Annotated in this window: 18 protein-coding genes and 1 pseudogene; 5 read left to right on the top strand and 14 right to left on the bottom strand. The window is 38.1% G+C overall.

The window, feature by feature from the left end; translation table 11 throughout:
* Positions 1-56: 56 nt before the first annotated feature.
* Together CH362_RS12905 and CH362_RS12900 are read right to left on the bottom strand one after the other, a co-directional pair.
* Positions 57-1,085, bottom strand: a complete 1,029-nt coding sequence (locus tag CH362_RS12905) for a FecR domain-containing protein (RefSeq protein WP_208859584.1) — start codon at positions 1,083-1,085, stop codon at positions 57-59.
* 26 nt (positions 1,086-1,111) lie between these two features.
* Positions 1,112-1,636 (bottom strand): RNA polymerase sigma factor, encoded by a 525-nt coding sequence (locus CH362_RS12900; RefSeq protein WP_100710756.1) that lies wholly within the window; start codon positions 1,634-1,636, stop codon positions 1,112-1,114.
* Between the two features lie 544 nt (positions 1,637-2,180).
* Between CH362_RS12900 and CH362_RS12895 the strand changes: the two are divergent.
* Positions 2,181-2,381: pseudogene (locus CH362_RS12895) on the top strand (hypothetical protein); the annotation flags it as partial.
* A 46-nt stretch (positions 2,382-2,427) separates the two neighbouring features.
* Here the strand turns inward: CH362_RS12895 and CH362_RS12890 are convergent.
* The 4 genes from CH362_RS12890 to CH362_RS12875 form a co-directional block, all read right to left on the bottom strand.
* The gene (locus tag CH362_RS12890; protein WP_100710754.1) at positions 2,428-2,706 is read right to left on the bottom strand and encodes a TIGR04454 family lipoprotein; all 279 of its coding nucleotides are present in this window, start codon (positions 2,704-2,706) and stop codon (positions 2,428-2,430) included.
* Between the two features lie 152 nt (positions 2,707-2,858).
* Positions 2,859-4,760, bottom strand: coding sequence for a glycoside hydrolase family 5 protein (locus CH362_RS12885; protein WP_100710753.1), 1,902 nt, complete (start codon positions 4,758-4,760; stop codon positions 2,859-2,861).
* Positions 4,761-4,766: 6 nt separating this feature from the next.
* The gene (locus CH362_RS12880) at positions 4,767-5,651 is read right to left on the bottom strand and encodes a patatin-like phospholipase family protein (protein ID WP_100710752.1); all 885 of its coding nucleotides are present in this window, start codon (positions 5,649-5,651) and stop codon (positions 4,767-4,769) included.
* A gap of 459 nt (positions 5,652-6,110) precedes the next feature.
* Entirely contained in the window at positions 6,111-7,331 is a 1,221-nt protein-coding gene (locus CH362_RS12875; RefSeq protein ID WP_100710751.1) for an MFS transporter, read from the bottom strand.
* 297 nt (positions 7,332-7,628) lie between these two features.
* Between CH362_RS12875 and CH362_RS12870 the strand changes: the two genes are divergently transcribed.
* Positions 7,629-8,744, top strand: a complete 1,116-nt coding sequence (locus CH362_RS12870) for a GGDEF domain-containing protein (RefSeq protein ID WP_100710750.1) — start codon at positions 7,629-7,631, stop codon at positions 8,742-8,744.
* On the opposite strand, the gene CH362_RS12865 is transcribed toward CH362_RS12870, so the two are convergent.
* The 4 genes from CH362_RS12865 to CH362_RS12850 all read right to left on the bottom strand — a co-directional run bounded on the left by CH362_RS12865 (position 8,709) and on the right by CH362_RS12850 (position 17,359).
* Complete coding sequence (locus CH362_RS12865; RefSeq protein WP_100710749.1) at positions 8,709-10,133, bottom strand: high affinity choline transporter 1; 1,425 nt, start codon at positions 10,131-10,133, stop codon at positions 8,709-8,711. The genes CH362_RS12870 and CH362_RS12865 overlap by 36 nt on opposite strands.
* An 82-nt stretch (positions 10,134-10,215) precedes the next feature.
* Positions 10,216-15,474, bottom strand: a complete 5,259-nt coding sequence (locus tag CH362_RS12860) for a trifunctional serine/threonine-protein kinase/ATP-binding protein/SpoIIE family protein phosphatase (RefSeq protein ID WP_244280578.1) — start codon at positions 15,472-15,474, stop codon at positions 10,216-10,218.
* Positions 15,475-15,550: 76 nt separating this feature from the next.
* Positions 15,551-16,231: a transmembrane-type terpene cyclase gene (locus tag CH362_RS12855; protein ID WP_100710747.1), complete on the bottom strand. Its 681-nt coding sequence runs from the start codon at positions 16,229-16,231 to the stop codon at positions 15,551-15,553.
* A 3-nt stretch (positions 16,232-16,234) separates the two neighbouring features.
* The gene (locus CH362_RS12850) at positions 16,235-17,359 is read right to left on the bottom strand and encodes an oxygenase MpaB family protein (RefSeq protein ID WP_100710746.1); all 1,125 of its coding nucleotides are present in this window, start codon (positions 17,357-17,359) and stop codon (positions 16,235-16,237) included.
* Positions 17,360-17,456: 97 nt separating this feature from the next.
* Between CH362_RS12850 and CH362_RS12845 the strand changes: the two genes are divergently transcribed.
* Positions 17,457-18,845, top strand: a complete 1,389-nt coding sequence (locus tag CH362_RS12845) for an OmpP1/FadL family transporter (protein WP_100710745.1) — start codon at positions 17,457-17,459, stop codon at positions 18,843-18,845.
* Here CH362_RS12845 and CH362_RS12840 read toward each other — a convergent pair.
* Positions 18,842-19,318 (bottom strand): hypothetical protein, encoded by a 477-nt coding sequence (locus CH362_RS12840; RefSeq protein WP_100710744.1) that lies wholly within the window; start codon positions 19,316-19,318, stop codon positions 18,842-18,844. The genes CH362_RS12845 and CH362_RS12840 overlap by 4 nt on opposite strands.
* A 119-nt stretch (positions 19,319-19,437) precedes the next feature.
* Here CH362_RS12840 and CH362_RS12835 point away from each other — a divergent pair, with 119 nt between their 5' ends.
* The gene (locus CH362_RS12835; protein ID WP_100710743.1) at positions 19,438-20,190 is read left to right on the top strand and encodes an enoyl-CoA hydratase/isomerase family protein; all 753 of its coding nucleotides are present in this window, start codon (positions 19,438-19,440) and stop codon (positions 20,188-20,190) included.
* On the opposite strand, the gene CH362_RS12830 is transcribed toward CH362_RS12835, so the two are convergent.
* Complete coding sequence (locus tag CH362_RS12830) at positions 20,191-21,090, bottom strand: haloalkane dehalogenase (RefSeq protein ID WP_100710742.1); 900 nt, start codon at positions 21,088-21,090, stop codon at positions 20,191-20,193.
* A 162-nt stretch (positions 21,091-21,252) separates the two neighbouring features.
* Between CH362_RS12830 and CH362_RS12825 the strand changes: the two genes are divergently transcribed.
* Complete coding sequence (locus CH362_RS12825; RefSeq protein ID WP_100710741.1) at positions 21,253-22,380, top strand: MBL fold metallo-hydrolase; 1,128 nt, start codon at positions 21,253-21,255, stop codon at positions 22,378-22,380.
* A gap of 1 nt (position 22,381) precedes the next feature.
* Here the strand turns inward: CH362_RS12825 and CH362_RS12820 are convergent, their stop codons facing one another.
* Together CH362_RS12820 and CH362_RS12815 are read right to left on the bottom strand one after the other, a co-directional pair.
* Positions 22,382-22,993, bottom strand: a complete 612-nt coding sequence (locus CH362_RS12820) for a LuxR C-terminal-related transcriptional regulator (RefSeq protein WP_100710740.1) — start codon at positions 22,991-22,993, stop codon at positions 22,382-22,384.
* A 3-nt stretch (positions 22,994-22,996) separates the two neighbouring features.
* Positions 22,997-24,190 carry a sensor histidine kinase gene (locus CH362_RS12815; protein WP_100710739.1) on the bottom strand — a complete coding sequence of 398 codons (1,194 nt, stop codon included), beginning with the start codon at positions 24,188-24,190 and terminating at the stop codon, positions 22,997-22,999.
* Positions 24,191-24,284 lie beyond the last annotated feature (94 nt).

The following is a 24,284-nucleotide window of genomic DNA, read 5'->3' as shown; positions in this document are numbered from 1 at the left end:
AGCCTTCTTTGGTAGAATTTCTTTAAAATTCTCCACATGTCAAAAATAATTCATTTTTAGCGAAGTTGAATCACCTCCATAACTGAATCTCTTTGGATTTTTATTTCCTTTTCGAGGGTTTGCAAATACATAAAATTTTCGTCCATGTCGACGATTACACCTTCTAACGTTTCACCGTTGGAAAGGATGACCCTCTCCAATCTTTGGTATTCGTTAAACAGATCATCCTTATTGGAGAAAGATTTTTCAGAGCTCCTTGCAATCTCATCCACATGAAGTTCCGAAAATTTAAACCCAAGGTCCTTTTGTTCTGCAGAAGATAGAAAAGTACGTTGAAACCCTTTTGCCTCTAAGCGGATTTTTTGGCCTGGTTGCAAAACTTGCTCTCCGCGATTCGGTTCAGTGATACTCTTTGCAGCTACCCTTCCCTCTAAAACAGAGACAATAGTTCCTTCTTTCAAACTTTCTTTAACTTCGAATTTTGTTCCTCTAACTTCTACCAAACCTGTTTCGGTTATGATCTTAAATTCGTCTTTTTTAAGATTCTTGTGCAGATGAACTAAGATGCTTCCATTACGAAGTCGGAAAGATTGTTTTCCTTCTTTCATGATCTCAAGCTCTGTAGATTCTTCCAAGATCATACCTTCTCCCTTTGCAATGCTTAGGAAAAGTTTAGATCCGGGCTCGGTTTTCAAGATCTGGCCTGAACCTACCGATTCACCTTCGTTTAAGGCTAAAAGTTTATCGGAATCTGAAGAGAATAAATATCCTTTACCGATAATTTTAGTTACCGATATTCCGAGTTCATTCTTGATCGGAGGTGCTTTAGGATTTCGTAAAATAAGAAAACTGAATGCTCCAATCAAGATTGCAGCTGCAGAAGCAATAGTATATAATAACGGTTTTTTAAAGCTAATAACCTTAGAAGCTTGGGCCTTTTCGTAAATTTCTTCGAAAGATATATTTGAAGGAGGGGAAACCCAAGATTTGGAAAGCATATCGGACAATTTATCGATAGAAGAACTGTATTCGTTCTTCTCACCTTCGATCGCCTTCCTAATTTTATGTTCGAAATTTTCGTCCATTCTTCCCTTCAACAGTCTTCTTAGTATTAGTCCATCGGCAGAATTTGTTTATTTTTTGCGATCTCTACGAGCTTTCCGGTCGCTTTCACAACCAATCTAGATGCAGTTGCAATCGAGATCCCCATGATATCTGCAATATCAGCCAACGTGTATTTTTCTATATTCTTTAATACTAAAGCGTATCTTTCTCCTTCTTCTAAGTCGTCCAAACAATCCATCAATCTGGATTCTAAGTCGGAAAGTTCCGTTTTTCTTTCGAAACTTTGTCCTTCTTCTCTATAAGTTCCCATATCGTCCGTTCCGGATTCTTTTACCGTGGAGAACTTCTTGGCATAGTTAATCGATCGATTTCTCGCAATCGTATATAACAGCTTTAGGGCTTGTTCTTTGTTTAAGTCGGAATTGGAATACTTCTTAAAAAAATTAAGAAACGTATCCTGCATGAGGTCTGAGGCAGTTTCTGGATTTCCGGTATACTTATACAAGAAATCAAAAATTCTCCCGTTGGATTCCCGATACAGGGTCTCCATAAAATCTTTTCGGGATGCCATTACACAAAGATTCCAACTCGAAACGCTTAATTCAAGTAATTTCCGGCGGCTGTTTTAAACTATACCCTTTTCTCCTCTTCGCGAATGGGCTTTGTTAGAGATAACATATTGGGCCGGCCTTTTTTACATGGAGGAGAAAAATTTCTAGGAAGGTTTACATTTTTCTCCTCTTCGATTTTAGAAAAGTAGAAGAAGGGAAACTCTAAATGTGGATAAGACAGAGCTCGGGAAGATTCGTTTCTGGAGGTGGAATGAGATTGGAATTTTGTAGTAGCTTCGACGAGAGAAGAGAAGATCCTATTTGCCAGTCAAAGCTACTACATTCAGCAAAATTTGGCCGCTATGAATGTGACATAATTTTAGATCCTCAAACACTGCAGATACTTCGAAATCAGACCGATAGAATTCATATCTGGCACTAGAGAATCCTATTAGAATGAGTCGAACCCTTCAAGCCTTAGCCTTTTTTGTAGTAACTTCGACCATCCTGTACACCCCTCTCCTCCATCCATCTCCGGAAGCTACCTTCCCAAATGAAACTCCTGAATCAAAACCTCTCTTAAGAGTCCTTCCCGCTTTCAGAAAAGAAGAATGTGACTGGGCAATTCGCTGGGATGTTTGCCTTAAATGTATTTCGAGTAGATACAGATATGCCCAAAAGATACATTTTTATCCTTCTGGACTATATAGGGAACATGGATGTTATTCTGAGGAGAAAGGTTTCTTTTTGATAAAAGAAGATTAGGCAGAAGAGAAAGAGCCGGAAGAATCCGGCCCTTTATTATTTGAAATTACTTCTTACAAGTAGCAAGAGCTGCAAGTGTTTTAGAAGATTTTAAACAAGTAAGATCATATTTACCAGTCATACACTCTTTGAGTAGATGAGCAGAAATTTGACCTTGCATAGCTTTCAGTTTGTCAGCTTGCTCAGGAGTTTGACCAACAGCAAGATTGGAAATCAATTCGTTTACAACTGGATCACATTCTGCTTGGCTCACTTTCGCTCCGCCGCAAGAAATAAGACCTGCAAAAATTAGAATCGTAAGGATCGAAAAAAACGTGTTTTTCATGCAAAGACCTCTGCGAATTTTTAATTCTATGTCGCTAATATTAGCCCGAGTCGAATCTCTAACTAGATTAAATCGAAAATTTCCAAAACCTTGGAGAATTCCGACAGTTTAACGACGAAGGCCATTCTAACGATTCCCATTCTATAGAAAAGTTATTTTTTAGTCGGGAAAATAGTTATGCCGTAATAGGAAACTGACTTTTCTCCCTTGAAGGTCAGTATTCTTTTTTTGGAGTCGAACTTCCAAGTTCCTGCATTCACCAACACATCGAATCCTTTTCCGTAATGTATTTCTGGAAGGAAGATCTCAGCTACTGGAATTTCATCTCCTTCTTTTCGGAAAGAATATTTGAACATGGATTTTTCAATATCAAAACTGATCGCTTCAGGATTTCCTTTAGTTCGGATTGGATAAGGTCTGGAGAAGGCTCTGACTGCCCTTCCCCCATCTTCATCTATACTTTTAGGAGTGTCCAAAGAATAGAGAGAAAGATCTTCTTCATTCCATCTATCCCCTAAACTATGAGTATTATCAGGAGTATAATTCCAAAGTGTATAATGTACGAAATTTTTCTCGATAGAAGTTATGATACGATCTAGAGAAGCTTCTAAGTGAGAATAATTTTTTGTTCGGAACGCCAAACGTCCGTTCATATCCATTGGGATCCCAGTTTCTCCGATCACTGTAGGACAATTATTCATCTTCTTGATGGAAACTTCTTTGATCATTCTGATCGTGTCTTCGTACGCCTTCTCTACATTCTTCTTTCCGAATATTGGGATCTGCTTGAAGATATGAACTCCAAACCAAGGAATAAAACGTTTGAACATCAACACGGAAACATCATACCAATGAGTCGCGTTGATTACAGTTCCTTCTCCCTTTTTTGGTTTTTCGTCCCAGTCCAATTCTAAACTTCCTGGGTCTGATTCTACAAAAATGGAGAATTTTTTCTGAACAGATTGAATTCTAGTTTTGAATCTTTTTATAAAAGGAAGCATGAATTCAGGGTAGAATTCTATCTTTCTTCCTCTATACTTATTAAAATAATCAGGACGAAGCAACATTGGAGCGCCATTCGGATCGTAATCCCAAACTCCATGTTGTCTCCAAATACAATGTTTTCCTTCCCGCCAAAGAGGAACTGACTTTGTATTTATTTTAGTTTTTCCTAAATTAAATCCTGTAAACCCGAGCATATAAGCATTATTTGCTCTTACGGTTCTTCCCTCGGATAAAAACATTTCTTGGAAAGGAGAAGTAGTCAGAACTTTTCCAAAACCAAGCCCGGAAAATTCTCCAATATTCTTTTTACCGATCCATCCAGGAGAAGGTTCATTCAAAGAATCGAATCCTAAAACGTTTTTGTATTTAGCGACCTTCTTCGCGATCCTACACATTGCTTCTATATAATGATCTTGCAAAAAGGTTTCTACGTTCTTTCCATGAATAGATAATTTAGGTGCAAATGTTTTCCCTCCGAAGAATAGAGAGAACATTGTAGCGCATGCATACTTCTGATAGTTTAAAGGCCAGGACATTCTTTTATAATTCCTGCCTTGAAAATGATGAACGATTGCAGTATCGGAATCTTTAATATTCTCAATATTCATTCCGACTTCTTCCAAAGTCCAACCGGGAGCGCCATCACCTCCTGTAAATCTGGACCAAACATCTTGGTGAGGATCGATAAAAACGTAGAATCCTTTTTTGTCGGCGAGTGCCACCATTCTTTCAATATAGTCTAGATATGCTTGATCATATTTGCCTGGACCTAAATGTTCCACTGCTTCCCAAGTAACAAGAAAGCGAAGAAAGTTGAATCCCCACTTCTTCAATCGATCTAAATGTTCCGCAGCTTCTTTCTCTTCTAAAGGTCTTCCTACGAAGGAAACTTTTCTATGATCATGAAATGTTAAGGACTGATCGAAATGTGTGGTTCCATCCGGTTTGAATGGGAGTTTGGAACTTCCGGAAAGATTTACTCCTCGCAACTGAAGAATATATCCTTCTGAATCTATAAAATTTCCGTCTTCTACCTTAATTTCCAGCATTGGATCTTAATCTTCCCCGAATTGGATTTTGGCATCTTCGTATCCGCGGCTGATCAGATAGTCCGCCTGTACTTGAGAGAAATTTAATATACTTCCGAAACCAAGAGAAGTTCGCGGTCCGATCACTCTGATCTTATAATCTGTTTTTTCAGGTTCGGAGAAGGACAATAATGATTTGGTGAATCCCTTCTTCTTATTATCCTTTTGTTTTTTTTGATACTGCAGGTTTGCCATAATAGTCTGAAAAGATCCAATCAAAGAAAGTTCGAATACTCTCTCAAGACCGTCCCTTCTGTTCCTTGGAAGCCCCATATTGACTCCTCCCACAGGAGACAACAATACTACTACTATCTCTTTTGCGCCTCTTTCTACCGCTGGGAGGATCGGAACATTCGCCATCACTCCCCCGTCCCAATGAGGTTTCCCATCCACATACTGCCAAGGAAAGATCAAGGGTATGGCAGAAGAAGCCATCACATGTTCTATATCAATGTCCTTGTTCCCGAAAAAAACGAGTTCTGCAGTCAGAATATTCACCGCAGTGATGATGATCTCCATTGGATTTTTTCGCATATTACGAAAATCTAATTGAGAGTAGAGTAAATATTTTAAAGGAGTTGTATCTGCGAGTGGGGAAAATCTGCGAAAGATCAGGTCCAGGAAATCGTTCCAGATGGAATATTTCATTACCTTCTGGATTTCGATAGATTTCCAAAGATCTATGATCCTCGCTGCATTCATTCCGCAACCTAATGCGGAAGCGGTGATCGCGCCCACGGAAGTCCCGCAGACTACATCCGGTTTGAATCCGATTTCTTCTAAATATTTTAGGACCCCGGCATGATATGCGCCTCGAGCGCCTCCACCGGATAATACTAAAGCTCGCTTCATTCCAAATATGATCCTGCCGGAGTCAGTCTTAGGTTCCTCAAGTAAATTTCAAGACGGAATATTGATTTGGAAGAAGTGATTGGAATCTTGGAATTGATGTCGAAGTTACTACAGATTTCGCTTAGGAGAATTCCCCAAGCTTAGTAACTCATAAAAAGGAAGAAATTAAAACCTCCTGAGTGTCTGCGTCTAGCTATGCTAAATGCCCGAAAGTGACCAATTCTCGGAACTCAGAAAGGCCAGTGGTCTGATGGTATTGCAATAGGTCCAAGAGGGCCTTTTTGCAGGGGCCTGGGCTATTGCTCAGCCACCTCACAGGTCATTTTCTTGCTGCAACTGTCGCTACTCAACTAAACCACCTCCTTTAACGTGTGGCCAGACAGTATTCTGTCGCATTAAAAAGTCAAGAAATGTCCGTATTTTTTTACCGATTTCAGAAACAAGTTTCCTAAACGTAACTTAGGAAACTATTTTCACTTTTCTGGAAAGATAGAGAGCAAGAAGATTAAAACCTACCGCGAAGTACCCTACTACATCAAATCTTTCGAAAGTTCCATTCGGCAATTGGATCAAGATCGCTCCAGCAAGAAGTGCTCCGATACCTGTTGCAACACTCTGCAAGCTAGAGTTCACAGACATGAAACTTCCTCTGACCTCAGGTCGAATGGCAGAAGTTAACATCGCCATAGAAGGAATAACCCGACCGGATACTAGAACCATAAAGACTGTCGTAACTCCGAGGGCCATGTACACTGGTAGGTCCTTAGGCAAATGGGTAATCGCAAGGATAGGAAACAAAGCGAGAAGAACTAGGATCAGAAAAACCTTATGTTTTCCGAACTTATCCGACAAGAAGCCTACGATCCAGGAAGAAACAAAAGTGCAGATCCCTCCGATCTCATAGATATGGCTGACCTGAGTCTTAGAGAAGCCCATATTCCTTTCCATAAAAACAGCTATCGAAGTTACGACAGTAAATCCACCCAAGATCACACTCATAAAAAACGCAAGAGCCACCAAATGATCTCTCTTAGAAAGTACGCTAATCAACTGGCTGAAGTCTGCCACCTTCTGCTTTTCCATTTTAGAAGGAAGGCTTGGCAAATATAGAATGGCCAGGGCCAGGATCGGAAGGCCTAAAAGCACGATAAATGCAAAAGTATAATTCCAGCCGTAGCTCATCGCAATTCGGATACCGGAAGGAACTCCTAAAACGGAAGCAGCAGAGAATGCACCCATCACTCCTCCCATTGCCTTCCCTCTCTTTTCGATAGGGAAAACATCACCTATGATCGAAAGGATAACTCCACTGACCATTCCTCCGAAAATCCCGGCAATAATCCTTGCAAAAAGAAGAAATGAATACGTATGAGCGACCGCACAAAGCGCAGTTCCTACCAAAAATCCTATATATAAAAATATGGCAGCGGACTTACGATTAAAACGATCTATAAAGTTAGCTCCTATCAAAGCTGCAATCGCAGCGGCAAATGAATATGAAGAAAGGACTAAGGAAAACATCGCAGTATCGATCTGGAATTGTTTCAAAAAATAATCCTGAAGCGGGAACATTATCATAAAATCCATGATATTCGTGAATTGAATACTCGCAAGAAGCAGGATCAGGAACAATTCATGACGAACTATTTTTGTTTTAGGAAGTGAAGCTACGGATTCCATATACTTACCAGATTTTTTTAAGTAAGTTTTAAAGAGATAAATTTTTGGAAGTTCCGCATTTTACTCATATAAATTTGTTCTTACAAAGTTTGGAGACTAAATAGATTCGGACTAATCGTCTAGAACTTAGTTCAAGAAATTTCCAAAATTATAGAATGCGATTTGGATGACGAATCGACACCCAAGTTTATTTCCACACTAGGTAAATAATTTTTCGATTTTTGTTACTCGGATTTTTCACTTCCATCCTAAGAAGCGTATAAACCGAAATCTTCTTCCGTCTATCTGTGTATCGCTATGAAACTCAGAAGATATCTTTCGGAAGACTTCTCTTATTCGAAATCCGGAGAAATCCGTAGACTTCGGACCCTAGACAATGACAAGTCCGTCAGGATCCTAAGTATTTTCGCACTTCTGATCTCTTGTATTCTTTTCGCACAGAATATATTTTCTCCGGGGACTCCTATCGGGGGACATCTTCAATTTCTATACGGCCTAAGTTTTGGAAGTTCTGCATTATTCTCGAGTTTGATGTTAGCTGTACTCGCTTTAAAGGACATAAAAGGCAAAAAACTCTCCTACTTTGCGATGATCATTTATGTAGGAATTTTAACATTCACTACCACCTTTGCGACCTTGGTGGATCAATATCATACCTCGGATTATTCCGCATTCTGCTTTGGATTACTTCTTCTTCCCCTTTTCTTAAGAGCAAGTTTTGTAACCTATCTCGCCATTATTTCTGTAAACATTCTCTTCTTTTCATTAGGTTATACTTATATGATAGAAAGAGAACTCAGCTCAGCCGTCGTAACTCCAATCATCGCATTTTCGATTGCGAGCATAGGAGCAGCGATTAATGTAGAAGGCACCAGACTAAAAAGCAACCTTCTGCAATTACAATTAGAAGAATCTAATAAAAATCTAAAAGAGTTATCTCATAAAGATTCTTTAACAGGACTTTTCAATAGACGACACTTAATGGAATCATTAAGTACTCTTTTGGCAGCTTCTAAAAGATATGATTTTCCTCTGTCGGTCCTTCTACTCGATTTGGACCATTTCAAAAAGGCCAATGATTCTTTCGGACACCAAGCTGGAGATAAACTACTCTCAACGATCGGAAGATTATTGTCAGGACTTGTAAGAGATTGTGACGTGGCAGCCCGCTACGGAGGAGAAGAATTTTGCGTAGTACTTTCTAACACGAATATAGAAGGAGCAAAATTTGTAGCTGAAAGGATCCGAGCTCGAATCGAGACAGAATCTTTCGAAGAAATTCCTTGGACAATTACTGTAAGTATCGGTGTCGCTGCAAGAGAGAGCGATGAGACTCCTGAAGATTTCCTAAAAGCAGCAGATAAAAAATTATACGAATCAAAGGCCGCCGGACGGAACAGAGTCTCTGCTTAATTGCAAATCTGACTCTAATAAAGAAATTTTAATATATCTTCCTAAATATTGTCCCAAGAAACTGATTCCCAAAGCAGGAATAGTAGGTGGCAACCATTCCGGTCCGAAAAATTTTAAACCCAACCAAACGATCATTCCTGAGAACATAGCGTAAACTGCCCCACTCGCATTTGCTTCTTTCCAAAATAAAGCGGCGACCAAAGGAACAAAAAGAGAAACTAAACTAATAGAAGAAGAATCAGCAACCAACTGATAAATATTCGTTTCACTTAAAGCCATTCCGGTAGAAACAATTGTCACGATCAATACGGAAGAACGCATAACTCTCAATAACAGCTTCTCAGAAGGATTTTTCAGAGTAGGACGGATCAAATTCTCTCCTAGTACAGAAGCAGGCGCCAATATCGCTCCGGAAGCAGTACTCAAGATTGCAGAAAGTAGCGCTCCGAAAAATAGGATCTGTATAAATAAAGTAGAATGTACGAGCACTACATGCGGAAGTATCATTTGGTTATCGCCTGCTGCGATCTCAGGATAAACCCTCCTTGCAAAATATCCAGCAAGCAAAGGAAGAAATGCAACAGTCAGATACATTCCCCCGCCTAAAAAAGAAGAATATACAGCCACCTTTTCCGACTTAGAGGACATCACTCTTTGGAAAATATCCTGTTGAGGAATAGAACCCAACCCAATCGTCATCCATGCGGCGATATAAGCAAGGATAGCTTCTGTTTCCAATGGAGGGAAGAAGGAAAAAAATCCAGGCTTTGCAGTTGCGATGACTGTTTCAAATCCACCTGCCTTATCCTGTAGATCCCAAACTAAAACTAAAAGCCCTACAATAATCAAGATGGTCTGTAAGAAATCCGTAATGGAGATCGCCCACATTCCTCCAATATAAGTATAGATCAATACGACAACGGCTGCTAAAAGTATTCCTACATAAATATCGAATCCGAATAAGGAATGGATAACTATTCCCATCGCAACTAACTGAGCTGCAATCCACCCGAAGTAGGAAGGGATCATAAATAATGCGGAAAGAAATTCTACCTTGCGGCCAAAACGATTTTTGTATAAGTCACCGAAGGTAAGAATATTCATCCTATACAATGGCTTAGCAAAGAATATGCCGACTAGGAAAAGACAAAGAGCTGCTCCGAAAGGATCTTCTATTACAGCTAAGATCCCTCCATCTACAAACTTGGAAGAAGCACCCATTAAAGTTTCCGATCCGAACCAAGTGGCGAATAGAGCAGAAGATGCAAGTACGAGCGGAAGTCTTCTGCCTGCCAATACATAGTCTTGGGAACTATTAATATATCTAGAAGCAAATGCTCCGATCAGAATCGTAACAAAGATATATAGAATTACAAAAAGGCCGAGCAATTCAGAATGTCCTAGTAGAAAACTTCTTAATTGTGAACTTGAAATTTAGAGAATCAAAACGCAAGCGATAATAAGAAAGAGATCAATCTATATCCAAAATCAGAAGAGTGATATCGTCCTGGATTGAACTTTTAGAAATAAAATTTTGGAGATCGGACAGTATCCTTTCTGCTTGGACCTGAGGCTCGAACTGAGCATTTGCGCGGATAGAATGTAAAAACCTTTCTTCTCCGTATTCTAATTTGTCCTCATCGAATTGTTCATAGATCCCATCCGAAAATAGAAAGATCCTAGCTCCAGATTCTATTTTGTATTCTTCTGTTCTATAAGGATAATCTTTCACAAATCCTAAAATGGCACCAGTTTTAGGCATTTCTTCTGTTTGATACGAACGTACTAAAAATTGAGAGATATGACCTGCAGATGCAAAGTATACTTTTTTCTCCGAGAGATCCACATCACAGATCGCTCCAGTAAAATAGAGTGTTTTATATTTATTTAAAATAGAATTATTCAATCCGGAAAGTATTTCTCCTGGTTTTTCCAAAGAAGATTTTAAACTTTCATATTCTCCTTTGATCGCCATTGTAACCAAGGCTGCTTGCACTCCATGACCGGTGGCATCCGCTAAGAAAAACCTATATCTTCCATTACTCAATCTGCATATATCATAGAAGTCCCCTCCTACTTCATCCATTGGCAGGTAATTAACAGAATATCTTAGCCCAGGGATATTTTTTAGTTCGGGAAGAATACTTCTTTGGATTTTTTGAGAATACAACATATCTTTTCTGATAATAGAAAGTGATCTGGCTAATTCTTCCGTTCTTTCGTTTACCTTTCTTTCCAATTCAGAATTCATACGAGTAATATCTTCGTATAATTTCGCATTCTCTAACGAAATAGCTGCCTGAGCGGAAAGTATTTCTAAAATTTCCAACCTATGTTCGTCAAAAATCCCAGCAGTAAGTCTATTTTCTAAATAAAGAACACATAATGTTCTGCCTTGTTTTGTGATCGGCATACATAATAAAGACTTTGGTTTGCTTCTTTTAATATAAGGATTTACAGAATAAAAAGAATCCTTTGCAGCATCTGAGATCAAAACCTTCTGTCCGGAACGAAAACAGAAATACACAATTTCTAATGGAAGAAGATGTCCTGCTTCATCTAACGAAATCGGTTTAGGTAAAAATCCAGGCTCTTCTATATCTGAACCTGCCATCAAAAACAATTCTTTGTTTTGAGGAAGAATTAAAAAACCTCTGGTGGCCGCAGCATTCTCCATAATGGTTCGAATAAGTTGCCGCAATAATTCACCTAACTCGATCACTCCCGAAATACTTTGAGACGCTTTAAGTACAGTTCTTAAATCCAAACTGAAAGAGGTAGAAAGCATAGAATCTGCAAAGATCTTTTCCACAGAACGTTTTGGAGTTCCTTGAGGACGAAGTAATTCTCCGTATTCATCTCTGAGCAAGTTGACAATTGATTTTGCTCCCCAAGATCCATAAAGCCGAACAGCATTTTGCATTAAAAACTTTCCGTAGGAGGTCCTACCCTGCTTTATGTTCCATTCTGCGACATGTTGGTATATTACAGCTTTCCTAAAATCGTTAGGTTCGGATTCGACATGTTGCATCGCCATATCGAAATACTTAGATACATTTTCTTTTCTGCCTGCGTAATCCTCGTAAAGTCCTGCTAATACAAAATAGAATAATTGGAAACTAGGCGGATAGATCCTCGACCAAAGTTTAAATAAATATAATGAATATCTAAAGAAGAACTTTTCGGTTAGTTTTAACTTCTTCTTACGTAATTTCAAAAGTCCCAAAGATCTATAAAATCTATATTCAGAATAGATAAACATGATCCTGGATTTTTCCAAATCAGGATGATATTTTTTGAAAACTCTCTCTGCCTCCAAATAATATCCCGATAAATATGCAAGAGACCCGAATAAGGTAGCATGCCAAGAATTGGCAGTTCCATTTCCTGCGAATTCCAGGACCTTAGATTCAAATTCCTGATCAGTGTACAAATTATCTTTATATCGGACTGTTTCTGTGGATTTTCCTTCTAAACGATCTAAATACGAATCCGAAGAATACAACATAACCATCAAAATATCATAATTTAGCTTGGAGCCTCTTTCTAAATTCTCTTTGATCTTTTCTCTATAGGAAATTGAATTTTCTGCTGAATATAACTGGTTTGTATTTTGGGAGAAAAGTGCAAATGCAGCCCAAAGATAATCTCCATACTGCATACATTTATGAAATGCTTCTTCCGTATAATCCACTATGGAACGGAAAGGATACATGAAATAGTCCAGAAGAATGGTCCGGCCGAACACGAATCTTCCATAAAGTTCGTCTGATTTAAATTTTTTTAATATCTTTTCTGCCAAAGTCCAATATCTCATGGACTGTTGGAAATTTCCGTTGATAGAAAGTAATATAGAACCAAATCCTGCGTAGCCGAAAAAGCTGAATGGCGCGTTTCCTTCTTTTAAGGTAAGGTTGATCAGCTTTAAATAAATATAAGCCATCACCTTCATATCCATATGTTTTCCATAATTCAGAAGGTTGACTAAAATGTTTAAGGCCTCCGTTTTATACGGATCCTTACTATCTTTTGCATTCACTAACTTTTCTGGAGATCTTCCTCTACTATAGAAGATCATCTTCAGCACTTCACCGAATACAGCTAAAAATCCCGGTTTCTCTTTGAACCCTATCCCAAGTGATTGTAATGCTTTGATCCCGATCTTGGATGCTGAATCCAAATCGTTATAAACGTTCATCACTTCCAATTGCATCAGATAAACATCTGCTTTTTCGGATGGACTATTAAGCCTGGAAAGTAAATTAGATACTATCTTTTCAGCTTCTTCTCTTCTGGATAAATAATATGCAGATTCTGCAAGAGACTTTAAAATATGGATCGCATTCTTTCTATCTTTCTGCCAATAAGAGTCTTTAAGTTGAGAAGCAAGTAGACTGAAAAAAGAATACGAGGACTCGTAAGCCGCTCCGGCTTTTGCAGAATTTCCTGCGAGTATTGTATAATGGAAGAAGTCCTCGTTCGCCTGCCCGTTAGTATGTAATTCTCTAGATCGCAAAAGATGATTTGCAATATCTAGGACTTGTTCTGATCCGCTCGAAGTTTTTTCTCTGTCTATTAGCAATTTTGCAAGTATATTATGGATCCTTGCTTTTTCTGCAGAATCAGTTGCATCTAAAATACTTTGGATCATTCTATCATGTGAAAAATGGAACTGAATATCCGAAAGAGAGGAATACATTCCGGACTCTTCTATCTTTTTTTGAGAAATATACTGTAAGGCCGGGAACAACATGTTTCCGGATTCTCTATAAAATACGATCCCTTCCCTGACCGCTTCTCGAATTCCTCTAGACAAAACTCCAGGCCTGGTCTTGAAAAAATCGTACATATCTTTCAGATCGAATTTTGCACCGATACAGGCGCCTACTCTCAAAACCTCCAGTGTCTCATCTGGAAGTTTTCCAACCTTATCTAAAAATAAGTCGAGAACGTTATCCGTAACTGTCCTCTGTAAAAGCCTATCCCAATCTACTATATGATAAGCAGTTTTTTGATCAAAACTCAAACATCCTTCTTCATATAAGGATTTTAAGAATTGGTGTAAAAATAAAGGATTCCCTCCAGTTTTAGAAACTAAAACTTCTGCGAGTCTGTTCGCGTCTTCTGCAGAAACATGGATACTATCCGAAACATATTTAAAAACGCTATGTTCGTTTAGAGGAGTAAGTCGTATCTCTCTCAGATCTAAACCTGGAGAGCCTTGTTTTACATTCACATTCGGAAAGAAGTCTGCATCTTCCGAACGACTTGTAAGAACGAATAATAATCCTTCCCAATCTTCGCTATTTAAAATGAATTCGAGTAATGCAAGAGAAGCAGAATCCGCCCATTGTAGATCATCTACAAGAATGATTGCTGGATTTTTTCGATCAAAACAAAGAGTTAAAAATTTAAGAGCAACTGCAAATAGGATCTTTTCGTCCTTCTGTCTCTTATTTGTTTTTGCAGGTATTTCTATTCCTAAAGTTTTTCCCAAATCAGGTAAAAATTGGGTCAGGATCTCTATATTGTCTCCTAGAGTTTCCTTTATAAAATTCTTAAGTAGAATGATCTCTTCTTCTTTTTTCTGTAATATCCTTCTTAAAAGATCATCCATGATCTGACGAAATGCATAATAAGGGATTTCTTTTTTATCTTCTTCGAATTTTCCCCGCAAGAGAACTACAGAATAAATATCCAGATAAGTGATCGCATCTTCTACAAGAGCAGTTTTACCAGTACCTGATTTCCCTCCAATGAATACAGCGGACCTTTTTCCGTTAGTTACATTTACTATCCCGGATTCGATCTCCTTTCTTTCTTTATCTCTATCATAGATGCGAGGGGAATCTCTAAAACCTACCTTTCTTTCGTAAACACCCGGCACAAATTCAGACAATTTTCGTTTGGACTTTAAAGAATCTTTAATACTCTTTAGATCATGTATCAGATTTTCCAAAGAGAAGTATCTCTCTTCCGGCATCTTAGAGAGTAATTTGTCTACCAAAGTAGAAATTGCAGTAGGAACATCTTCCCTCTTCTTAACTAAAGAAACAGGAGATCTTGCGATATGATAATGAACCATCTCCAAAGGATCTTCTGTTTCAAAAGGAGGAGCTCCGGAGATCATCTTATAAAATAAAGCACCTAAAGAATACGCATCCGATCTAAAATCAACAGGGCGATTTAATCTTCCGGTATTTTCAGGAGAACAATATGGTAGAATATCGAATGTATATCTAAGAGGCGCATAACTTCCTTTTTCGGAAAGAAGGAGAGAAGCTCCTCCCAACCAAGCAAGTTTTGTCTCTCCAGTATCCGGATTATAGAAAAATGCACGCGGAGAAATTTGATTATGAACAATTCCGAAAGAATGTAGCTTGGCAAGATTCTCTGTGATCGCTAACGCTATCTCTAAAAAAGTTTCGAGAGAAATTGATTCTGCCAAACTTTGATGAAGAAGTTTAGAAGGAATATTTTCGTAAACCAGACAGATACCATCCGAATTTTCGAACATATCTTCGGGTTTAAGAATACCAGGATCGCTAACCAGTTTACCCAATTCGAATTCATTCAAGAAATATACCGAAGAGGTTTCTTTCCCCTCCGGTCTTTGTACTCGAATGATCTTTGGCTCTCTGGTCCTACCGAATTTTCCTCTATATGTTTGAGAAAAACTGTCCTCGTACAGCAATTCCCCCAATTCATAAGGAACTCTGTCTGTGGACAAATCCTGCGTAGTTTCCAATTTTATCTTTTTCGAAACCTATTGGTCTCGAAACTCCACCCGAACGAATATTTAAAGTTCACACTTTAGAGGGCGAATACTTTTGGCGTGTAAAGATCCAAACGTAGTATATGTCAGCTATCGTTCCAAGTCCGCTCAATACCTGAACAAAATACTTATCCGGAAAGTACAGAAATATGAAGATCGTAAAAAATCCATTTCCCAAAAACTTAGCCCAAGAAACCGAATAAGAGAACATGTTCAGATCTCCAGTTTTTAAGAAAAGGATCGGATACATTACCGAAATGATCAGACTTAAGATATAAGCCGAATTAGATCCGGTAAAAAGATCATAACCTCCCTTATAGAAAGTATAGATCAATAATCCCCAAGATACCACCAAAATGCCCAAAAGGAATTTATATCCCTTATCCGTCATTGGCAAGGAAATTTGTTTTTTACCAAATCGGATCACCTGATAGAAAATCACTATGTCCAATACGAATCCAAGTCTATAGCCCCATAGTAATATCGCACCCATGGGCTCTTTAAAGCAGAAACCCCATAATAATTCCCAAATAATGTTCCCGCAGGCGATAAAAACGGGCATCTCAACGAATTTTTTCTTAAATGGCTCTATTAGAAGAACTGCATACATATAGGCCCAGAAAACCACACCTAATAGCAGGAAAATATTCTCAATAAGCGTATAACGTCCGAAATACTCCGGATCCGTTGCTAAAGACTGCCAAAAACTCATCCTTTATAGTCTCCAATTCTCTCTTAATGAAGGCGGGATCCAAAATCTTGCTTTCTTTCCGCCGTAATAAAAATGATCCATAGAAAAAAGAAGTTTGGAAGCAAAATAAGCGACTAACTTTCCGAACCCTTCATCACTATCTTCATGTGAGTCTATATCCTTAAAGATCCTTTCCATAAAATAGCCCAAAGGATTTTTAGGAGGCCATCCTAAACCAAGCACTTCGCTTGTTTTTTGTCCCATATATGTTTGCAGAAAAAATAATGGAAGATTGTCGAATAAATTTCCAGGAAGCATATATTCCATAAAGTCCAACAGAGATTTTGCAAGTATCTTACCTGCATCCGAGGGTTTTTGTTGGTCGCTAAATATGGATTCACCTAAAGAATGTGCTGCGCCATATCCTTCTGGACAAAGTTCAGGTTTTACTCCAATAAAATGTCCTACAACTCTCCAAAGATGAATGTATGCGTCTTTTTCATCCTGACTGAGTGTTAAGGAAGATTGGCCAAGGCCTTCGACTACCAAACTAGAAAAAGATTGCAGAGTACCTGCCATGTCCTCTTGGTTAATCGGTTGCCCCCAAGCAGGATCCCAATCTTTTCCTTTTCCAAGAAAATAACGTATGGATGCATGCATCAGTCTTACTTTTTGAGCGGTGCGTATTCCTTTACCTTGAGGGCCCAGTCCATTCTCCTGAGCAACAGAAATAACAAACTGAGTTGTTTCCATCAGTCTTCGATTAACTCCGTCTATTACACCATTCTGTTCTATTAATCTTCCAGTTTTATAAAGTACCTGTGCTCCATCTCCGCAAGAGTAAGCCATGGGAAGAGACTTAACACAAAGCATCATTAAGATCTGAGGACCATAAGTGGAGAATAACTTCTCCCCTTTTGCGATCTTATTCTTATCCGCCCATGAAGGAAGGTCTTCCGTCTCATAAAAATATTTTTCTAGATAGTCAGGTAAACCGGAAGGAATCGGATCCGAGTTCTTGGAAAGCGCATCGAAAAAAAGCATGGTTTTTTCTCTGTCAAAAGCGGATTCAGTAAAATATTTTGTGACTATCTCGTCCGCCAATGGATCAGTAATTTTTCGTAATGCACGTAACTCACTCGAATTCATTCTAAAACCTAACCTTGTTCAGGAATCCGCCAGTTTTATATTTTGAATTTTAAAAAGAAAGCACTTGTAAAAAAAACCGTAACGAATTACTTGAAGCATGCTTTTTGGATCTAGAGTTCGTAAAAAATTCTCCCTATTTTTTTTGGCTATAATTTCTTTCCTGGCTCCTAAGTTAGAGGCTGTTGGACTTTTTCAACCTTCTCATAATGCGAGATACGGAGGTATGGGAGGAGTAAATTTAGCGATCGGGGGATCTCCTATGGACATAGGGACTAATCCGGCTAACTTAAGTCTCAAAAACCAAAAAGAGTTGGAGTTCGGAGTTTCTTTACCGTACATCCGTACAGTATACAAAGACAAGTTCTCTGATCCAGACCCAAATCTTTCTTACGAAAACTCCGAATCCTATAACGTGCTCGCCCCACTTCCCTATTTCGCGATCCGAATTCCAATCAACGAAAAATGGACATACGGAGGAGGAATTTATATACCGGGCGGCGGAAACGGAGAAGTTTCCGGGCTCACAAGGATTACGCCTAATGGTCAAAGTTTGAACGATTGGTCAGGGATGAAACTTCCAAGTCCAATAGGAGATTCTAGAAGAATACAGGAAAGTTATTCTTCTACCTTTTATCTAGTTAAATCCACTCATGCACTCTCATATAAAATTGGCGGACTTTCTATAGCGTTAGGAGTGGAAGGAATTTATTCCAGACAGATCGCTTACCAAAAGTTTCATGATATTACTGGAAACATTGAAGTCCCAGGCCAAGGTTTTGATTATAAAAGTAAAAACGCATATGCGCTCGGTGGTATTTTCGGAACTACTTATCAGATCACTGAAACATTAAAAATTGCTTATTCTTACCAAACTTCCGCAAAAATCCCTTTAGATGGAAGTATGCAAGTAGGCTCTTATCCTAGTCGCACTGGGGTTTCTGCAACATTCGCAGTTCCGGAAAGACATGGTTTAGGTTTTTCTTATGGAACAGATACATTCAAGATCGGAGTAGACGCATTATATTATAATTATGCTTCTTATACTTCTACTTATAAACAAACTTTGGCTGCCCCTGTATTCCCAACTGCATTCGGACAAACGAATGTAATCCCTCAAAATTTAGCGTATCATGATTCATGGGCATTAGGAATCGGAGGAGAATGGATCGTAAACGATTGGACCTACAGATTAGGTGCAAGGCATAACTCTGGAGTTTTAAGATCAGAAGGAACAAATGCACTCCAAGCAGGAATCATGGTCCAAGATCTTGTTTCTGGTGGATTCGGATACTCAACCGGAAAATGGAAATTTGATTTTACTCTTTTATATTATCTTCCGGTAAGAGTTTATAATGGAGGCTCTGCTGATTGGAATTTCAATCATGCTGTATTCTCCAAAGACGATATCCGAGTAAACGAATTCAAACATTCATTAAGATCGGATATCCCTGCTATATTATTAGGAGCCGGCTATTCTTTTGATTAAGATTTCTGTATAGAGTCGTCTTTCACAAGAAGGATTGAACTTGCCAGAAGACAAAATGCGATCAGATCAAAGCTGAATGCACCCACTTGACCGAATTGCCAAGCGGACCTTATACTATTCCAATTTTCTGGAATTGTATGAGTGACTGTCCATTCTTTGATTTGAGAAGAAGCAGGCGCCACGAAAAAGAACCAAACCCCTAAGGAGAAAATAAAAGAGAAGGCGCTCAAAATTGTATAACGAAATGATTTTGTACCTTTAGAAAGGTAAGCGATCGTAAAAATAAGAAGAATGGAACCTATCTGCACAATAGGACCTATGATGGCAAAATATTTATACAAACTAGTTTGGACTTGAAAATATAGTTCAGCTTCCCAATGCAATTTGGGTGCTGCTTCCATCACATGCGCAAATCTCATTCCAAGGGTTAGTGCAGATAAAATTAAAGCAAAAAATCGGATCTTAGATAACATAGCAGGCTCCTTTCATTCCCCTTAGCTTCTACTCCGAACCAAAAAGGTTACCGAATTTCCTGAAAAAAAGAATTCATTTTCATTTGAATTTTTAAAAATAAACCTTATTAAACATCTTCATGGATTATAAATATCTGAGTTTGGAAAATCGGGATGGATTATTGATCGTACTTTTAAACCGTCCAGAATCCAATAATGCATTGAATATAGGGATTAGAGACGAATTAGAATCTGTTTTTTCAGAATCCAAAAAAGATCCTAAGATCAGAGGAGTACTTTTAGGAGCAAACGGCAAAAACTTCTGTAGCGGTTACGATTTAGAAGAAGTAATCGAAACAAAACTAGAGTCATTCAAACACCGTATTTTAGAATATCATTATGAGCTTTATTCTTTTCCAAAACCTTTAGTCTGCGTTATAAAAGGTTTTTGTTCTGCTGGAGGTTTTGATCTTGCACTTTCGGGTGATTATATTCTTGCAGAAAGGAAAACATTCTTATTTCGACCAGAAATTCGTTTCGGAGGTCCTCCATTGATCACAACTCTGGCTCGCAAAGTAGGCCCTACAAAAGCATTATCTATAACATTACTCGGAGATCCTCTCCGCTCTCAAGACGCATTAAAATTAGGGATAATAGACGAAGTCGTTACAGAAGGTGATCCAATTGCAAAAGGACTAAAAGTATTGGATAAACTTTCCCAATGGAATCCAAAACTTATTAGAGCAGAAAAAGAGATCTCGAATAATTTTTTCCAAGGTAACCTTTATGAAAATCTAAAAAAAGAATTCGATCTATTCAAAGAATTTTTAGAAGATCCGAACTTCTTCAAAATCGTTTCAGAATATGCAAAATCTATAAAACAGAAAATCTGATTAAGGATTGTTCTGGATAAATTCAGAAAGAAGTTCTGCAAGTAGCTCGCCTTTCTCTTCCTGAAGGAAATGTCCAGCTCCCTGTATCACAGTATGTTTTTGCCCTTTTGCACCTGGGATAGTCCTTCTAAAGAATATATCTCCACCTTTTGTGATAGGATCTGAATCACTGAACATGGTAATAAAAGGTTTTTTGAAATTTTTATAGAACATCCAAGCCTGACGATTTCTTTCCGTTTCAGGATTATCAGGGGAAATCGGGACAAGGGTAGGAAATTTCCTGGCGCCAGCCTTATAAGATTCATCCGGATAAGGAGAATCATAAGCATGAATAATATCAGGACTTAATTTACTTACACATCCGTTTTGGATGATCTTCCCTACTGGAAGTTTGCTAACTTCTTGGGAAAACCGAAGCCATTTAAAAAAATCTTCTTTAGGAGGAATATCTCCTGTGGGTAAAAAAGTATTCGCAGCACATACTCGTGCAAATTTAGAATCCAATTCCGCTACTGCCCTTAATCCTAAAAGCCCTCCCCAATCTTGGCAAAAGAGTGTGATATTCTGTAGGTCTAGACCAGTAATAAAATTTTTAAGCCAGTCCACATGATTTTTATACGTATATATTTTTAGATCTGTAGGCTTATCTGATTTTCCAAAACCGATCAGATCGGGTGCTATCACTCTATAACCTTTTTCTGATAAAGGAGAGATCATCTTTCTATAAAGATAAGACCAACTAGGCTCTCCATGTAATAATAAAACTGTTTCTTTTGCATCCTTAGGACCTTCGTCCACATAATGCATTTTGAATTCTCCTACGGAAATATAATTAGGGGAAAAAGGATAATCCTTTAAATTAGAAAAACATTCGGAAGGGGTTTCTAAATAAGTTTGCATACCAAATCTACCAGAACGGATGTACTTTATATAAGGACTCAGATCGTAGATTCTTTTGAATTCTTGTCAAATATCTTCCCAAAAAAGTAAACTAACTCAAATTTTCTTATTTTAAAATTTTAGAAAATGAGATCTTGTAGGACCTCCCGCAAAGAGAGTTTTATGTTCGGAAAAAAAGCACAAAATATTACTATTTACACTTCTTTTGTTCTATTCGGTTTATTCTTATTGGTTTTATGCCAAACAGCTTGTTTGAATTCTTTCGGAGGAAATCCAAGCGGCACAAGATTGGAAAAAATGAAAACTTCCAAGATGTTCCATGATGGTACATTCGAAAACGATCCTTTCGTCCCTGAGCTTCGTACTAGCACTTATCTTGCAATTTTAAAAAGACAATTTTTCGGTTCTGAAGTAAGAACTCCTCCTTCTCCTATTCCAGTCCAAAAACCTGATCCAAAAACTTTTTCAGATCCGATAGCGCCTGGATTAAGAGCAATCTGGTTCGGGCATTCTTCTGTTTTGGTAGAAATAGATGGAATTCGTATCTTCACCGACCCTGTATTTTCTAAAAAAGTTTCTCCATTTGAAAGTATTGGACCCGAAAGACTTTTTCCTTTGCCATTAGAACTATCAGAACTTCCTAATATAGATGCAGTCGTGATCTCTCATGATCATTACGATCATTTGGACATGCTTGCTGCTCAATTTTTAGCGAAGAAGGGTACAAAATATTTTGTGCCACTAGGCATAGGCGCTCATTTAGAATCTTGGGGAATCCCGGAAAACCAGATCATAGAATTGGATTGGTGGGAAAAAGGGAGCATTAAGAATATTGAAATCATCTGCACTCCTGCAGTTCATTATTCAGGAAGAGGTTTATTCAATCGAAAGTCGACTCTCTGGTCTTCTTGGAGTTTAATCGGACCAAAACATAAATTTTTCCATAGTGGAGATACAGGTTATTCTTCTCATTTTTCCGAGATCGGCAAAAAACTCGGCCCTTTCGACCTGACTTCGATCAAAGTAGGTGCATATGATTGGACCTGGGAAGGAATTCATATGAATCCTGAAAGTGCAGTCCAAGCTCATTTGGATCTGAAAGGCAAAACAATGCTGCCTGTACATTGGGCAACTTTCAATCTTGCAATTCATTCTTGGGATGAACCTATCTTGAGAACAAAACAAGGAGCGGATCAAAACGGAGTTCGTTTGGCAACTCCTAAGCCAGGAGAGTGGCTGGATTTACAAAAGGATCTGATCTCTGAATCTTGGTGGGAGAAGGTAAAGTAATTTAGGAGAATTTTCGTACTAATTCCAATCTGGAATTTACATGCAGTTTTCTGAATATACTTTTAATTTGGACTCTTACGGTTCCTTCTTTAGTACCTAAGGAAGCTGCGATTTCTTTTGTCCTTTTACCATCTACAATCATATCCAACACTTTTTTCTCACGATTGGATAGTATTTCTACCTCTTTATGGGAAGTTTTGCGGAAAGAATGGATGACTCTTGCGGCAAGTCCTGGGGAAAGTATCCCTCCCCCTTCTAAAAGAATTTCTGCTTTTTCTTGGATATCTCCTACATCTTTTTTTAATATATAACCGGTTGCCCCTGCTTTTAAAGCTTTGAATAATGCCTCTTCGGATTCGAATGCCGATAAAATTGCGTAATTTGTTTTAGAATCTGCTGAATGTCTTTCTAAAATAAAATCCAATCCACTTTTACCAGGAAGATCTATATCTACAAATACCAAATCGTAAGGAACATCTCTCTCATCTGGAAATTCCTCGGCAGAATTATAAACTTCTACCTTGGTGACTCTATTCATTTTTTTTAATCTTTCTTTGCACTGGCTCGCGAATACAGGATCATCTTCCAGGATCGCTATTTTATATAATTTCACGAATCAAATTCTCCGTAATTGACGGATCGGGATCTCCAGAAATCCTTTAAAGTCCCGATTTTCTAAATTTTCTTTCCATTCTCCATTGATCGCAGAGGTTCTGAATCTGATGGTTTTATTTCCTTTGGAGCCTATTCTCATCTCTTGGAAATTTGTGCGGGTCCGAATTGATATCTCTATAGAATCTTTTTTAGGAGAGAAGATCCAATGTGAAGTTCCAGAACCATACTTTAAATCGTTGGAACATATCTCAGTTACAATCCCTAAAATTTGTTCTGCCTTTTCAGTATCTATATGAAAGTCTTCTTCTCCTTCTCTTGTGAATCTAACTTTTCTTCCCGCATTACCATACCTTCTCAATAATAATACTCTTATTCCACTCCAGATATCTTCTGAGATCAACTTAACGTCTGCAATGCTTGCAGTGATCTCTCTGATACCTTTAAAAATATCTTCGGATAATTTTTCTAACTGTAGAAGTGAGTCCGTATCCCCGCTTTTATAACCCTGGATAGAACGAACTAATAAATTTAGGTCTGTTACTTTAGCTCCTAAATAATCATGAAGATCTCTAGTAATTGCCTCTCTTTCATCGTACAATCTTTCCTGCAATTTTTTGGTCTTCTTTAGAGATTCAAGTCTATATCCGTACCACCATGTATTACATAAACAGATAAATAATTGGAGCGCACTCATATTGCTAATTTGCACCCATAAGGTCCTGTCAGAAAAATATCCGCTTCCTTCTGGAAAGATCCTAAGGATATAAAATGCAACTACTGAAAATGAATAGATTGTATAGAAGATGGGTCTTCCGTTAAAGAATAGGCTCACCAAAAAGAGGATCACTTGGTTAGTGATCCACATATTATTATCATAAAAATAAAATTCGTTGTCGTGGAACTGAGTCTCTACTTCCAAAACTAATAAAATGAAAAGTCCGCCGAATACAATCAGGTTCTTTATAGGATAATTTTTGGAGTAAAAGCGGATTACCCCCAGACTGAATAAACAAATAAAGGCTGAGATAAGATCTAAATTGAGTAAGAGGAAATTGGATCTAACATATTCTAAGATAGCTCCCCAGATGGTGATTGCGCACACTATCCCGAAAAAATAAGAGGCTATCCTGTAATTTTGGGAATAGAATTCTTCCTTTGCAAATCTATCTATTTCCTTTTCTTTCACACTTTCCATATTCGCTTTTGGTTAACACACAGACATCTTTTGGCACATGGTATCTATTGAAGATTAAAACTCTATTCGAATATTTGCCTTTCCTAGGGTTTTA

This window comes from Leptospira saintgironsiae (genome assembly GCF_002811765.1).
In the GTDB taxonomy this organism is placed as follows: Bacteria; Spirochaetota; Leptospiria; order Leptospirales; family Leptospiraceae; genus Leptospira_B; species Leptospira_B saintgironsiae.
This window is presented reverse-complemented; position numbering and strand designations above follow the sequence as displayed.